We start from the raw sequence: 14,046 nt of genomic DNA, 5'->3' as shown, positions 1-14,046 counted from the left end.
CCCGAACACCACTTCGGACCGTTCACCTGCTCGCTCGAACGAGCGGTAGGACGAGTCACGAGAGGCTGAGCATGACTAACCATGAGGTCGAGGTCCTGGCGATCGGCGCCGGCCCCTCCAACCTGGCCCTGGCGGTGGCGATCGAGGAGTCCGGCAACACCGGACTGGCGTCCGACACCCTGATACTGGAACAGCACCACGACGTGGTGTGGCAGCGCAACCTGCTGCTGCCGTTCGCCCGCAGCCAGGTCTCCTTCGTCAAGGACCTGGTGACCCTGCGCAACCCGCAGAGCCGGTTCTCCTTCCTCTCCTTCCTCCACGCCAAGGGACGGCTCGACGAGTTCGTCAACCTCGGCACCTTCAACCCCTTCCGCCGGGAGATCTCCGAGTACCTGCAGTGGGTGGCCAACTCCCTGGACCACGTGGGAGTCCGCTACAACTCCCGGGCGCAGAGCGTCGCCCCGCGCAAGGCCGACGACGGCACCGTGATCGGCTGGCGCGTCACCCTGACCGACGGCGACACCGTGGACGCCCGCGACCTGGTGGTCGGCACCGGCCGCGACGCCAACATCCCCGCGGAGTTCGCCGGCCTGCCGCACGACCGGCTGATCCACAGCACCCAGTACTCCACCCGTATCGCCCAGTACCCGATCGACCGCCCGGTACGGGTGGTGGTGATCGGTGCCGCGCAGAGCGCCGCCGAGATGTTCGTCGCCGTCCACCAGGATCTGCCGCTCAGCCAGCCGACCCTGGTGCACCGCTCGATCGGCCTGATGAACTACCAGACCAGCAAGTTCGTCAACGAGCTGTTCTTCCCGTCCTTCATCGACGAGTTCCACGGCAGCTCCCCGGACGCCCGCAAGCAGATCCTGGACGAGGTCCACCTCACCAACTACGCGGGTCTGGCGGCGCCGTTCCTCGACGAGATGTACATGAAGCTCTACGAGCAGAAGCTGACGGGCTCGCAGCGCTCGGCCGTCCGGTCCATGACCGAGGTGATCGCGGCCCGCGAGGAGGACGGCGAGGTCGTCCTCGAACTGCGCGACCGCAGGACCGGCCGCGTCGAGATCCTCCGCTGCGACCTGGTCCTGCTCGGCACCGGCTACGACCAGCGCATGCCCGCGATGGTGCGCAGCCTGGCCGGCCAGGTCGGCGTCGACCACGTCGAGGTGAACCGCCGCTACCGGGTCGACCTCGGCGAGGCCCGCGCCGGTCTCTATCTCCAGGGCTTCAACGAGCGCACCCACGGCATCTCCGACTCGCTGCTGAGCGTGCTCGCCCAGCGCTCCCACGAGATCACCACGGACCTGCTCGACCGCCGCAGCGTCGGCGCGACGACCGGGGCCCGCTGATGGAGATCCGACGACTGGACCGCGCCAACCTGACCCCCGCCTACGGCATCGAGGGCGAACGCCTGCAGCCCTGGGACGCGCTCAACGCCCCCTTCGAGGGCGCCTGGTGCGTGGTCCGGGCCGGGGGCGAGTCCACCCCGCACAGCCATCACGAGTACGAGATCTTCATCGCGCTGAGCGGCCGCGCCGCCCTGGTGGTGGACGGCGCCGAGCGCGAGTTCGCCGCCGGGGACATCGTCCACCTCCCGCCGGGCTGCGACCACAAGGTCGTCAACGACTCCGCCGAGGACTTCGAGTACTACGGGATCTGGTGGGACACCGACATGTCGGAAACCTTCCTGACCCGCCATCAGAAGGAGAGCACAGCATGAGCAAGCGCGTGGCGGTGATCTCACCCGCCCCGACCGCCAACGGCGACCTGCACCTCGGCCATCTGGCCGGTCCGTTCCTGGCCGCCGACGTCTTCACCCGCTACCAGCGGGCCGTGGGCCGGGACACCGTCTTCGGCACCGGCGCCCAGGACACCTCCACCTTCGTGGTCACCACGGCCCGCCGGCTGGGCACCACCCCCGAGGCCCTGGTCGCCGACTCCACCGCCAGGATCGAGTCCACCCTCGCCGCGATGGGCATCGAGGTCGACGGCTTCACCCGGGACGAGGAACGCTTCACCAAGCAGGTGCTGCGCTTCGTCAGCCGGCTCCACGACGAGGGAAAGCTGGTCCTGCGGCCCACCCGGTTCCCCTACGCGCCGAGCACCGGACAGTACCTGGTCGACGGCTTCGTCAAGGGCGGCTGCCCGAACTGCCTGGCCGAGGGCTGCGCCGGGCTCTGCGAGAGCTGCGGCCACCCGCTGGCCGCCGCCGACCTGATCGACGCCCGCTCCACCGAGAACCCCGAGGAGGTCCTGGAATGGCATGAGATCCCGATCCTGGTGCTGCCGCTGGAGGAGTACCGGGGCCGGCTCAGGGAGTACTTCGCCACCACCGGCGCCGCGCTGCGGCCGCACATGGCCCAGGCCGTCGAGGAGATGCTGTCCCGTCCGCTGCCGGACTTCCCCCTCACCTACCCGATCTCCTGGGGCATCCCGGCCCCCTTCCCGGAGGTCGCCGGACAGAGCGTCAACCCCAACGCCGAGACGATGGCCTGGTCCATCTACACCACCGGCCTCTCCGCCGAGGCACGCGGCGAGGTGCTGGCCGAGGACGACCAGCTGTGGTGGCCGGAGTCCGACACCGAGGTCGTCTACTTCCTCGGCTTCGACAACACCTTCCCGTTCGCCATCGCCGGCGCGGCCATGCTGCTCGCCCTGCACGACCGGTACGCCCTGCCCGCCGGCTTCGTCACCAACGAGTTCTACGAACTGGAGCACCAGAAGTTCTCCACCAGCCGGGGCCACCTCGTCTGGGGGCAGGAGCTCGCGGACAGACTGCCGCGGGACATCGGCCGCTACCACCTGGCCGCCACCAGCCCCGAGAACCAGCGCACCAACTTCGGCTGGTCGGCCCTGGCCGCCGTCACCGGAGCCCGGCTGGTCGAGCCGTGGAACCGGGTGGCCGCCAAGGCCGAACGATGGGCCGGACGGACCCTGCCGGTCTCCGCCGCCTCCCGCGAGGCCGCCGCCCGGATCACCGCGCGGTTCGCCGCCGCCTACGAACTCGACACCTTCAGCCTCGGCCGGGCGGCCGAGACGCTCGCCGAACAGCTGGGCCGGCTGGACCGCTGGGAGGTCGACGACGCCCAGGCCGGCGACTTCTACCACCAGGTGCGGACCGTGCTGCGGGGCGCCGCCCCCATCCTGATCGACCTCGCCGAGCGCGCCGGCGTCGGCACCCGCCTGACGTACGACGACCCGACGACCGAGATCACCGTGGGGCAGCTGCCGCGGCTGGACGGCGAGGCGATGTGAGATGGCCACCGACAGACGACGTGTAGTGGTGGTGGGCGCCGGGGTGACCGGACTGCTCTCGGCGGTGCGCTGCGCGCTGGCCGGACACCACGTCACGGTCCTCGACCGGGACGCCATCCCGAACCCCGGCTCCACCTCCTTCGACCAGCACCGAGCCGTCCGCGCCCTCGACCTCACCGACCGCGCCGCCTCCCGGCGGGTCGCGGTGGCACACCGCCGCTGGATGGCGCTGGAGGCCCTGACCGGGTCCAAGTTCTACCGCCGGGTGGGCATGATCACCGCCTGGGCCGCCGACGAGGTGGACGAGGTGATGGCCGCCGCGGCCGCCGCCGACCTGCCGGTCAGCGTGGTCGACCCGGAGTCCGTGCCCCACGTCCGCTTCCCCGAGAACACCGTCGGGGTGCTGGAACGCCACGGCGGCGTCCTGCTCGCCGACCACGCGCTCCAGGTGCTCGTCCGCTGGCTGAACGAGCAGCCGAACGTGACCCTCCGCCCCTGGCAGCAGGTCAAGGCGGTGGATCCGGAGACCGGCCGGGTGTATCTGCCCGACGCCGAGTTCCTGGACTCCGACCTCACCCTGATCGCCACCGGCCCCTGGTCCAAGGACCTGGTCGACCTGCCGATGGTGCTGCACCGCCAGACCCTGGTCTACCTCAAGCCGCCGGAGCAGCTGGCGTCGGCCTGGGAGAACACCCCCGGGATCGGCCGGATCGGCACCTCGGGCCTGGCCTGGCTGCTGCCGCCCGGCGACGGGACGCTGCTCAAGGTCAGCTCGGCCTCGGTCTGCCGGGAGGCGGACGCGGTCACCACCGGCTCCTCGGTGGAGGAGCGCCGGTGGGCCGAACAGGTCCTGGCCGAACGGTTCCTGACCGACCCCGACCGCTACAGCGTGATCGCGGTCAAGCGCTGCCACTACCTGGTGGACGCCGAGACCGGCGCCGCCCACCTGGTCAAGATCGGCCCGCACACCTGGGCGAGGACGGCCAGCGGCGGAGACGGCTTCCGTACCGCCCCGCTGGTCGCCGAACGGATTCTCGAAGCACTCACCACTGACTTCCGGGAGGAGACGATATGAGCGCCGAAGACCGCGTGCTGCTGGTGATCGGCAGCGGCCTCAAGGTCTACCGCGAGTACCTGATCGAGTCCGCCGCCCGCCGGGCGGCCGAGCTGGACCTCAAACTGGTCCTGGTCAACAATCTCAAGCCCACTTGGCAGACGGCCTACTTCGACGAGATCACCGTGGCCAACGTGTTCGACCACGACGAACTCCGCGCCGCCGCAAGGGAGATCGCGAGCCGCCGTACGGTGGTCGGACTGTTCTGCTACGACGAGCCGCTGGTGATGCCGGCCGCCGAACTCGCCGCCGAGTTCGGGCTCCCGGGCCTCGGACTGGCCGGCGTGCAGGGCTGCCGCGACAAGCACCGGACCCGGTCGATGCTGACCGCGGCCGGACTGCCCCAGCCCGGCTTCGAGCTGACCGACACCCTGGAGCAGGCCCGCGAGGCCGCCGCCCGGATCGGCTACCCGGTGGTCGTCAAACCGCGGGCGCTGGGCGCCTCGATGGGTGTCGTCCTCGCCGAGGACGAGTCCCAGCTGGACCGCGCCTACCTGGTCGCCTCCAACGCCAGCCTGGTCGGCGACGAGCCCTTCCGGGGCGGCGCGATCGTCGAGGGCTACGCCCGGGGCCCCGAGATCAGCATCGACGGAGTCGTCCACCAGGGCGAGTACCGGGCGATGTTCGTGGCCCGCAAGGAGACCGGGCACTACCCGTACTTCGAGGAGGTGGGCCATGTCGTGGACGCGGCCGACCCGCTGCTGCGGGACCCGGAACTGCTCGACGTCCTGACCAAGGCGCACGAGGTGCTCGGCGTCGAGAACGGGATCACCCACACCGAGGTCAAGCTCACCTCGTACGGCCCGGTGATCATCGAGATCAACGGCCGGCTCGGCGGCGACCTGATCCCCTTCCTCGGCCGGATCGCCACCGGGATCGACACCGGAGAGGTGCTGGTGGACACGGCGGCGGGACTCCGTCCGGACACCGCCTTCACCCGCCGGGAGGTCGCCGGCATCCGCTTCGGCTACCCGGCCGAGGACTCCACCATCCACGCGGTGCGGGTGCCGACCGGACTGCCGGGCCTCGTCACCGCCTCCCCGATGGTCGAACCGGGCACCGAACTGCGCCTGCCGCCCGGCGGATACCTCTCCCGGCACTCCTTCGTGGTCTGCTCCGGCGAGGACACCGGGACCTGCCGGGAGCGCCTCGGCGAGGCCATCGCGGCCGTCGAGCTGGACACGGACCCGCTGGAGCGCAAGGACGTCGCCGCACGGCTGGAGATGCCGGCCGGGCTGCTGGACGCGGACGTATGAGCATCGACTACAACGGCCGCCAGTTCCGCAAACTGGCCGCGGCGGACGGGGTGACTGCCCAGTACCACCAGAAGGACGACCTGGTGTGGGCGGACTTCGCCGGAGGCCAGGTGCGCCGGGGGAGCGTCAACGGGATCTGCGAGCCGGACGGCACCCTCCGCCTCGCCTACACGATGGTGCTGGACGGCGGCGAGGTCATCGCCGGAAGCACCGTCAACACCCCTGAACAGGACATCGAGTTCGGTCTGCTGCTCCGCGAGGAGTGGAAGCGGTACACACCGCGCTCCGAGGCCGGCGTCTCGTACCTGACGGAAGTCACGGAACCGGAGGAAGCGGGATGACCGACTGGCAGGGCCTGCGCGAGCGGGTCGACGGAACGGTGCGGCTGCCGGGGGAGCCCGGCTTCGACGAGAACAGCAGCGCCTTCAACAAGCGCTACGCGGACATCCGTCCGGCGGGGGTCCTCTCGGTGGCGAGCGTCGCCGACGTCACCCGGGGCATCACCTGGGCCCGCGAGCAGGGGCTGCCGGTGGTGGCCCGGGGCGGCGGTCACAGCTACGCCGGCCAGGCCGCCACCCCGGGACTGGTGCTCGACCTGCACGGGCTCAACACCATCACGGTGGACCGCGAGCGGGAACTGGTCACGGTCGGCGGCGGCGCCCGCTCTGGCGAGCTGTACGCCGAACTCCAGCGCCACGACCTGGCGGTGCCGCTCGGCAACTCCGACGAGGTCGGCATCGGCGGCCTCACCCTCGGCGGCGGCGTGGCCGCGGTCTCCCGGGCCTTCGGCCTGACCTGCGACTCCCTGGTGGAGACCGAGATCGTCCTCGCCGACGGCACGCTCGTCGTCTGCGACGAGACCCGCCACCCCGACCTGTTCTGGGCCTGCAAGGGCGGTGGCGGCGGCAACTTCGGGATCAACGTCTCCTTCACCTTCCAGGCCCGTCCGACCGTCGACAGCTCCACCTGTCTCGTGGTCTGGCCGATGGACGACGCCGAGGCGGTCCTGCCGGTGATGCAGCGCATCATGCGGGACGCGCCGGACCGGTTCGCCGCCCGGATCGGGGTCAACCGGGCCGGGGACGACGACGGGGTCGTCTCGGTGATCGGCCAGCACCTCGGCCCGGCCTCGGAACTGCGCGCGCTGCTGGCGCCCGCCCTGGAGACCGGTACGCCGTCCACCGTGGAGATCGAGGACCGCGGCTACTGGGAGGCCAAGGACTACCTGCGCCACGAGACCTCGGGCGACCCCTTCGCGGTCCGCACCCGCACGGTCGGCGAGCCGCTCACCGAGGCCGGCGTGGACACCATGCTGACCGCCCTGCGCAAGTGGCCCGGCAGCGGCAACCCGGACGGCGCCGGTATCGCCCTGTTCACCTGGGGCGGCGCCATCAACCGTGTCCCCGTCACCGAGACCGCCTTCCCCCACCGGGACGTGCTGTTCCTGGTCTCCATGGACACCTCCTGGTCCACCGACGACCCCGCGGAGGTGCGCCGCGCCAACCTCGACTGGCTGACCGAACTGCACTGCGCGATGGGCGCCCACGCCCGGGACGCCTCCTACGTCAACTTCGCCGACCCCGACCTGTCCGAGGCCCAGGCCGCCTACTTCGGCCCCAACCTGCCCCGGCTCCGCGAGATCAAGCGCCGCTACGACCCCGAGCGGGTCTTCACCTTCGCCCAGGCCGTCTAGTTTTCGAGGAGAAGCCGTCATGTCACCCGATCTGCGCGGCACGATGCGCAACTTCGCCACCGGAGTCTGCGTCGCCACCACCTACACGGACCGCGGGGGCCTTCGCCGCCACGACGCCGTGACCCTCAACTCACTGACCTCCGTCTCGCTCGACCCGCCCCTGGTCTCCATGTCGCTGCACCGCGACTCCCAGTTCCTGGGCGATCTGCTGGAGACCAAGAAGTGGGCCGTCTCCATCCTGGACAGCGACGCCGAGCAGCTGGCCCGCCGCCTGGCCAAGGGCCGCGACGCCCGCGCCGCGGCCGTCGCCGAACTGGAGGCCAACCCCGGCCCCGCCACCGGCGCCCTGATGCTGGACGCGCAGAGCAGCCTGGAGTGCGTGCTCTGGGACAGCTTCGACCTCGGCGACCACACGATGCTGATCGGCGAGGTGGTCTCCACCGGCGTCCGCGACCAGCAGCCTCCCCTGCTCTTCCTGCACGGCAACTTCCACCAGCTCGCGACCGCCACCGCCAAGGAGTCCTGACATGACGCACACCCGGGCGATCCCCAACACCGCCGCCGAGATCCTCGCCGCCTCCCGGGCCCTGGCCCCGACGCTGCGCGAGCGGGCCGTCGAGATCGAGCAGAACCGCCGCCTCCCCGCCGACGTGGTCGAACTGATCCGCTCCACCGGCGCGTTCCGGATGGGCTTCAGCAAGGCATGGGGCGGCCCGGAACTGACCTCCGTCGAGCAGACCGAGGTGGTCGAGGCCCTGGCCTACGGCGACTCCGGGGCCGGCTGGGCCGTGATGATCGGGATGGACTCCGGCCTCTACGCCTCCTTCCTCGACGAGACGGTCGCCAAGGAGATGTTCCCCCGGCTGGACATGACCACCGCCGGCCTGCTCTTCCCCACCGGCCGGGCCGAGCGCGTCGACGGCGGGTACCGGCTGACCGGCAGGTGGCAGTTCGGCAGCGGCATCACCCACGCCGACTGGGTGATCTCCGGCGCCTTCATCTACGAGGACGGCGAACCGTACCTGGTCGACGGGGCGCACGACTCCATCCTGCTGATGGTGCCGCGGGCCGACGTCGAGATCATCGACACCTGGCACACCACCGGCCTCGCGGGCAGCGGCAGTTGCGACTACGCCATCCACGACGTCTTCGTCCCCGAGGGCCGCACCCTCACCTTCGGCACCGTACGCAACGGCGAAGGTCCGCTGGCCCAGCCCGAGGTGCACATGCGCAACATGCCCGGCGTCCCGCTCGGCGTCGCCCGTGCCGCGCTGGACTGGGTCCGCGAGCAGGTGGTGGCCAAGTCCCCGCCCGGCGGCGGTGGCTGGGCCGACAACTGGCGCATCCAGGTCGGACTGGCCGAGTGCGAGGCCGACTTCAACGCCACCCGCGCCGCCGTCTACGGCGCGATGGAACGCCAGTGGGAGGTGCTGGCGGCCGGTGGCACCCTCGACGACCTCACCCCCGACGAGCGCGCCGCGCTGCCCCTGTCCCGGGTGCACGCCTTCCGCTCCGCCCGCTCCATCGTGATGCGCCTGTACGACCTGATGCAGACCGCCTCCATCTACAAGCCCAGCCCGCTCGACCGCTGGCTGCGCGACACCATGACGATGTGCCAGCACGTGGTGGCCCAGGACAAGATCCTGCAGTCCGCCGGCGCGCACCTCCTGGGCGCCAAGCCCGCCTTCCCCCTCAGCCTCGGCATCACCGGCTGACCGCGCACCAGCCCCCGCACACCACATCCCCACTTCGAAGGGACACCCCTGCCATGACCGAACTCCTCGCGCCCGCACTGGAACTGACCGAGCGTCAGGCCCGCACCCGGGACTATGTGATGTGCCGCCCCGAGCACTTCGAGGTCACCTACAGCATCAACCCGTGGATGAACCCCGAGAAGCCCACCGACAAGGCTCTGGCTCTCGCCCAGTGGGAGGACCTGCGCGCCCTGTACGTCGAACTCGGCCACCGGGTCCGCACGATCGACGCCGCCCCCGGGCTGCCCGACATGGTGTTCGCCGCCAACGGCGCCCTCGTGGTCGACGGCAAGGCGCTGATCTCCAGGTTCCGCCACCCCGAGCGCCAGGCGGAGGCCGGGTTCTGGGCCGACTGGTTCCGGGGCCGGGGCTATACGGAAGTGGTCCAGGCCGCCTTCACCAGCGAGGGCGAGGGCGACTACGTGACGACGGCACGGGCCGTCCTGGCCGGCAACGGCTTCCGCTCCGACCCCCGCTCCCAGGACGAGGCCCGGCAGCTGTTCGGCCGCCCGGTGATCAGCCTGAAACTGATCGACCCGCGCTTCTACCACCTGGACACCGCGCTGGCCGCCCTCGGCGACGACGAGATCGTGTACTACCCCGGTGCCTTCGACGCCGAGAGCGTGCGGGTGCTGGAGAGCCTGTTCCCGAAGGCCGTCCTCGCCGACGAGGAGGACGCCCTGCTCTTCGGACTCAACCTCGTCTCCGACGGCCTCAACGCCATCCTCCCCGAGCCCGCCACCGGACTGGCGGCCAAGCTCCGCGCCCACGGCTTCCGCACCCACCACGTGGACCTGTCCGAGCTGCTCAAGGCGGGCGGCAGCGTCAAGTGCTGCACGCTCGAACTGCGCCACTGACCCCCGACCCGCGCCACCGACCCCGGCCCCCGCCACGGCCCTGGAGAAGCATCATGACCGAGCAGCAGCCCTGGATCATCGTCGGATTCGTCAACATCCTCCCGTACATCAAGGAGTTCGCCCCCAACTCCGTGATCGTCATCGACGAACCGGACGTGATCCGCAAGCAGGACGTCAAGCAGGCCCTCGAAGGCGCCGAGATACTCCGCGAGCTGATCGAGTGGGAGTACCAGCTCCCCGCCGCCGCGGACGAGTTCTACAACACCTACCCCGACCTCGCCCCGGCCGTCGTGGCCCCGCTGGTCGAGTACGCCACGCCGTTCGCGGCCCGGCTGGCCGAGCGGTACGGCCTGCCCGGCGCGGGCGCCGGAGCGGCCGCCATCATGCGGGACAAGTCGCTGCTGCGCCGGGTCACCCGGGCCGCGGGCGTCCCCAACCCCGCCTCCCGGGAGGTCACCTCCCCGGACGAGATACGGGAGTTCGCCGCCACCCACCCCGGCTCGCTGGTCCTCAAGCCCGCCAACCGGCAGGCGTCCGTCGGCACCAAGGTGCTGCACTCGCTGGACGACCTGGACGCGGCCTGGGAGGAGTGCACCAGCCAGGACGAGGGCGACCGGGTGCCGGACCGGGAGCGCGAACTGCGGATGATCATCGAGCAGTACGTGCGCGGCGCGGAGTACAGCGTCGAACTGCTGGTCCGCGAGGGCGAGACGCTGTTCTCCAACGTCACCGGCAAGCTGCTGTTCCCCGGCCCGCGCCCCGTCGAGCTGGGCCACACGGTGCCGGCCGCCGGCCTCCCCGACGATCTGAACGACCTGATGGTGTCCCAGACCGAGGAGGTGCTGCGCGCGGTCGGTTTCGGCAGCGGCATGGTGCACTGCGAGTGGATCGTCAGCGACGGCCGCCCGTACCTGGTGGAGTGCGCCGGCCGGTTCCCCGGCGACGGCATCCCGATGCTGATCGAGGAGGCGTACCGGATCGACCTGGCGGGTGCCTTCTACACCGTCATGCGGGGTTTGCGTCCCGAGCCGCTGCCGCGCGAGGCGGCGGGCGGCGCCGCGGTCCGCTTCATGGAGGCGGCACCCGGCGAGGTGGTGTCGGTCGACGGCGCCGAGGAGGCGGGCCGGCGTCCGGACGTCCTCTCGCTCTCCCTGCACCTGAAGCCCGGGGACACCGTGCGGGAACTGCAGAGCTCCTGGGACCGCGTGGGCTCGGTGATGACCAGGGGAACCACGTCGGCGGACGCCCTGCGCACGGCGCAGGAGACGGTCGACGCGATCCGGATCACCACCGTCTGAACCCACCCGCACCACGCATGCCGATGCGACCGGGGGCCCGACCAGGCCCCCGCTTCGCGCGTTTCCCCTCCCAGAAGCAGCTCAGACGGTGGCCGGCAGGACGTGGTCGCCCACCTTGTCCGTGCTCAGGCACAGCGAGCAGACGACGGCGTCATGGGTCCGGCAGGCGGTCAGGTCGGGGCGCTCGTACGGCTGACGGCACACATGGCAGTCGAGGGTCACCCCGCTCGGGTTGCCGTCGGCGTCGAACATCGGCTCGGCGATGCCGTCGTCGGTGCGGCGCAGGTAGTACCTGCCGCGGGTGGCGATCGCCATCAGCGGGGTGAGCACGAAGGCGATCAGGGCGGCGGCGACGGGGGAGTACGGCTGAAGGGTGTCGCCGAAGGCGTGGAAGTACAGGGCGATGGACAGCCCGGACGCGACGACGAACGCGACGACACCGACCGGGTTGACGGCGTAGAGCATGCCGCGGCGGAACTCGGGGGCGTGCGGGGAGAGTTTCAGCAGGTACTTGTTGACGCCGATGTCGGTGGCGACCGTGACGACCCAGGCGATGGCGCAGTTGGAGTAGAAGCCCAGGATGCTGTTGAGGAAGCTGAACATGTCGGCCTCCATCAGGGCGAGCGCGAAGCCGAGGTTGACCAGGACGAAGGCCATGCGGCCCGGATAGCGCCTGGTGACGCGGGTGAAGGAGTTCGTCCAGGCCAGCGAACCGGAGTACGCGTTCGTCACGTTGATCTTGATCTGGCTGATCACGACGAGGGCGACGGCCAGCGGCAGGACCGTCCAGGACGGCAGCATCGCGTCGAACGCGCCCTTGAACTGCTGGATCGGTTCGGTGGCCACGGCCGGCCCGACCTCGGCGAGGACGTACACGGCGAGAAAGACGCCGATGGCCTGCTTCAGTGCCCCGAGCACCACCCAGCCGGGCCCGGCCATGACCACGGCCGTCCACCAACCGCGCTTGTTCGCCTCGGTCTTGGGCGGCATGAAGCGCAGATAGTCGATCTGCTCGCCGATCTGCGCGATGAGGGAGAGACAGACGCCCGCGCCGAGGAGTACGGAGGCGGTGCTGACGGCGCCGTCGCCGTCGGTCCCGGCGTAGGCGAGGAACCGGTCGACGGTGCCCGGGTCGTTCGAGACCAGGTACACCAGCGGGGCGACCATCAGCAGCAGCCAGATCGGGGTGGTCCACACCTGCAGCCTGCTCAGCGCCTTCATGCCGTAGACGACGAGCGGGATCACCATCAGCGTGGACACCAGGTAGCCCAGCCACAGCGGCATGCCGAGACCCAGCTTCAGGCCCTGGGCCATGATCGAGCCTTCGAGGGCGAAGAAGATGAACGTGAAGCTGGCGAAGATGACACTCGTGAGGACCGAGCCGTAGTAGCCGAAGCCGGAACCGCGGGTGATCAGGTCCAGGTCGATGTTGTAGCGGGCGCCGTAGTACGCCAGCGGGAACCCGGTCACGAAGATGACGACCGCGGCGACGGCGATCGCCACGAGCGCGTTGCCGGTGCCGTGCGCGAAGGCGATGCCGGCCCCGATCGAGAAGTCGGCCATGTACGCGATGCCGCCGAGCGCCGTGGTCGCCACGACCATCGGGGTCCAGCGGCGGTAACTGCGGGGCGCGAAGCGGAGGGTGTAGTCCTCCAGGGTCTCCTTGACCGCCTGATCGCTGTCCGGCGCCGCCTTCGGCGCCGGTCCGGGTTCGGTGGCCTCTGCAACTCGCGGCTCGGTGCTCATGCCACGCCTCCTTGTCGCGGGTGGGGGACTGCGGTGGGGGGCCTCACCCGGAGGAACCGTAGGAAGCGGTCGTTAACCTCGAATACTTCCTGGATGAAGGAACTGTTTCGGAAGCCTCTCCAGGCGGGGCCGACGTGCGCCTCGGCCCTCGGCAGGGCGCCGATGTACAGTGAACGACGCCCCTGACCTGCAGGAAGCAGGCGGGGAGCCGTCTTCTAGGAGTCCAAAGTGCTGCGAACTTTGATGAAATCCAAGATCCACCGAGCCACCGTCACCCAGGCCGACCTGCACTACGTCGGGTCCGTGACCATCGACGCCGACCTGCTCGACGCCGCCGACCTGCTGCCCGGCGAACTGGTCCACATCGTCGACGTCACCAACGGGGCCCGTCTGGAGACGTACGTCATCGAGGGCGAGCGCGGGTCGGGGGTGGTCGGGATCAACGGGGCCGCGGCCCATCTCGTCCATCCCGGGGACCTGGTGATCATCATCAGTTACGCTCAGGTCTCCGACGCCGAGGCCCGCGCCCTGGAGCCCAGGGTCGTGCACGTCGACCGCGGCAACCGGATCGTGGCCCTGGGCTCGGACGCCGCCGAGCCGGTGCCGGGTTCGGACCAGCGGCGCAATCCGCAGGCCGTCACCGTCTGAGCCGTGCGACGGCCGCCCGGCGTCCCTGATCATCCGTACGCGAGGAGTGCCATGAGCGACGCAGAGATCCGTGACGACCGGGCGGCCGGCCGCCTCGAAGCCTTCGCCGGTGACGAACTGGCCGGTCACATCCAGTACTTCGTCCTCGAAGCCCCGCGCCGCGCGCTCGTCCCGGTGCACACGATCGTCGAGCCCGCGCACGAGGGGAAGGGCGTCGCGGGCTCGCTGGCCCGGGAGCTGTACGGCATCGCGGCCCGCGAGGGCGTCGTCGTCGCACCGCTGTGCCCGTATGTCGTCAAGTGGGCCGAACGCCACCCCGAGGAGGCCCCCGCCGCCGATCCGGAGCTGCTGCGGGCCGCGAAGGACTGGCTGATCGCCCACCCCGAGGGCTTCTGAGGGCGGGCGGCGGGAGCGGTCACGAC

14 protein-coding genes are annotated in these 14,046 nt (G+C 70.7%); 13 read left to right on the top strand and 1 reads right to left on the bottom strand.

Annotated features, from left to right (window positions below; translation table 11 throughout):
* Positions 1–71: 71 nt before the first annotated feature.
* Genes PYR72_RS10430 through PYR72_RS10380 form a run of 11 tightly spaced genes read left to right on the top strand, consistent with a single transcriptional unit; the run spans position 72 to position 11,230 of the window.
* Positions 72–1,352: a SidA/IucD/PvdA family monooxygenase gene (locus PYR72_RS10430; protein ID WP_059080013.1), complete on the top strand. Its 1,281-nt coding sequence runs from the start codon at positions 72–74 to the stop codon at positions 1,350–1,352.
* The gene (locus PYR72_RS10425) at positions 1,352–1,723 is read left to right on the top strand and encodes a cupin domain-containing protein (protein ID WP_059080012.1); all 372 of its coding nucleotides are present in this window, start codon (positions 1,352–1,354) and stop codon (positions 1,721–1,723) included. Before PYR72_RS10430 ends, PYR72_RS10425 begins: the two co-directional genes overlap by 1 nt.
* Entirely contained in the window at positions 1,720–3,258 is a 1,539-nt protein-coding gene (locus PYR72_RS10420) for a class I tRNA ligase family protein (protein ID WP_275455054.1), read from the top strand. Before PYR72_RS10425 ends, PYR72_RS10420 begins: the two co-directional genes overlap by 4 nt.
* A 1-nt stretch (position 3,259) precedes the next feature.
* The gene (locus tag PYR72_RS10415; protein ID WP_199845435.1) at positions 3,260–4,333 is read left to right on the top strand and encodes an FAD-dependent oxidoreductase; all 1,074 of its coding nucleotides are present in this window, start codon (positions 3,260–3,262) and stop codon (positions 4,331–4,333) included.
* A complete protein-coding gene (locus PYR72_RS10410; RefSeq protein WP_275455053.1) occupies positions 4,330–5,628 on the top strand; it encodes an ATP-grasp domain-containing protein in 1,299 nt (432 codons plus the stop codon). Before PYR72_RS10415 ends, PYR72_RS10410 begins: the two co-directional genes overlap by 4 nt.
* On the top strand, positions 5,625–5,969 hold the full coding sequence (locus PYR72_RS10405) for a hypothetical protein (RefSeq protein WP_275455052.1): 345 nt from the start codon (positions 5,625–5,627) through the stop codon (positions 5,967–5,969). The genes PYR72_RS10410 and PYR72_RS10405 overlap by 4 nt, the downstream gene beginning before the upstream one ends.
* Positions 5,966–7,321 carry an FAD-binding oxidoreductase gene (locus PYR72_RS10400; protein ID WP_275455051.1) on the top strand — a complete coding sequence of 452 codons (1,356 nt, stop codon included), beginning with the start codon at positions 5,966–5,968 and terminating at the stop codon, positions 7,319–7,321. Before PYR72_RS10405 ends, PYR72_RS10400 begins: the two co-directional genes overlap by 4 nt.
* A gap of 19 nt (positions 7,322–7,340) precedes the next feature.
* Positions 7,341–7,847 (top strand): flavin reductase family protein, encoded by a 507-nt coding sequence (locus PYR72_RS10395; protein WP_275455050.1) that lies wholly within the window; start codon positions 7,341–7,343, stop codon positions 7,845–7,847.
* 1 nt (position 7,848) lies between these two features.
* The gene (locus PYR72_RS10390; protein ID WP_275455049.1) at positions 7,849–9,036 is read left to right on the top strand and encodes an acyl-CoA dehydrogenase family protein; all 1,188 of its coding nucleotides are present in this window, start codon (positions 7,849–7,851) and stop codon (positions 9,034–9,036) included.
* A gap of 53 nt (positions 9,037–9,089) precedes the next feature.
* On the top strand, positions 9,090–9,932 hold the full coding sequence (gene ddaH, locus PYR72_RS10385; protein ID WP_275455048.1) for a dimethylargininase: 843 nt from the start codon (positions 9,090–9,092) through the stop codon (positions 9,930–9,932).
* A gap of 53 nt (positions 9,933–9,985) precedes the next feature.
* Positions 9,986–11,230, top strand: a complete 1,245-nt coding sequence (locus PYR72_RS10380; protein WP_275455047.1) for an ATP-grasp domain-containing protein — start codon at positions 9,986–9,988, stop codon at positions 11,228–11,230.
* Between the two features lie 81 nt (positions 11,231–11,311).
* Here the strand turns inward: PYR72_RS10380 and PYR72_RS10375 are convergent, their stop codons facing one another.
* Complete coding sequence (locus PYR72_RS10375) at positions 11,312–12,976, bottom strand: allantoin permease (protein WP_275455046.1); 1,665 nt, start codon at positions 12,974–12,976, stop codon at positions 11,312–11,314.
* 228 nt (positions 12,977–13,204) lie between these two features.
* Between PYR72_RS10375 and panD the strand changes: the two genes are divergently transcribed.
* On the top strand, positions 13,205–13,624 hold the full coding sequence (gene panD, locus PYR72_RS10370) for an aspartate 1-decarboxylase (RefSeq protein WP_275455045.1): 420 nt from the start codon (positions 13,205–13,207) through the stop codon (positions 13,622–13,624).
* 51 nt (positions 13,625–13,675) lie between these two features.
* Positions 13,676–14,020, top strand: a complete 345-nt coding sequence (locus tag PYR72_RS10365) for an N-acetyltransferase (RefSeq protein WP_037726967.1) — start codon at positions 13,676–13,678, stop codon at positions 14,018–14,020.
* Positions 14,021–14,046 lie beyond the last annotated feature (26 nt).

It is taken from the genome of Streptomyces sp. VNUA24 (genome assembly GCF_029167005.1).
In the GTDB taxonomy this organism is placed as follows: domain Bacteria; phylum Actinomycetota; class Actinomycetes; order Streptomycetales; family Streptomycetaceae; genus Streptomyces; species Streptomyces scabiei.
The sequence above is the reverse complement of the archived record's forward strand: the minus strand, read 5'-3'. Positions and strand labels throughout refer to the sequence as shown.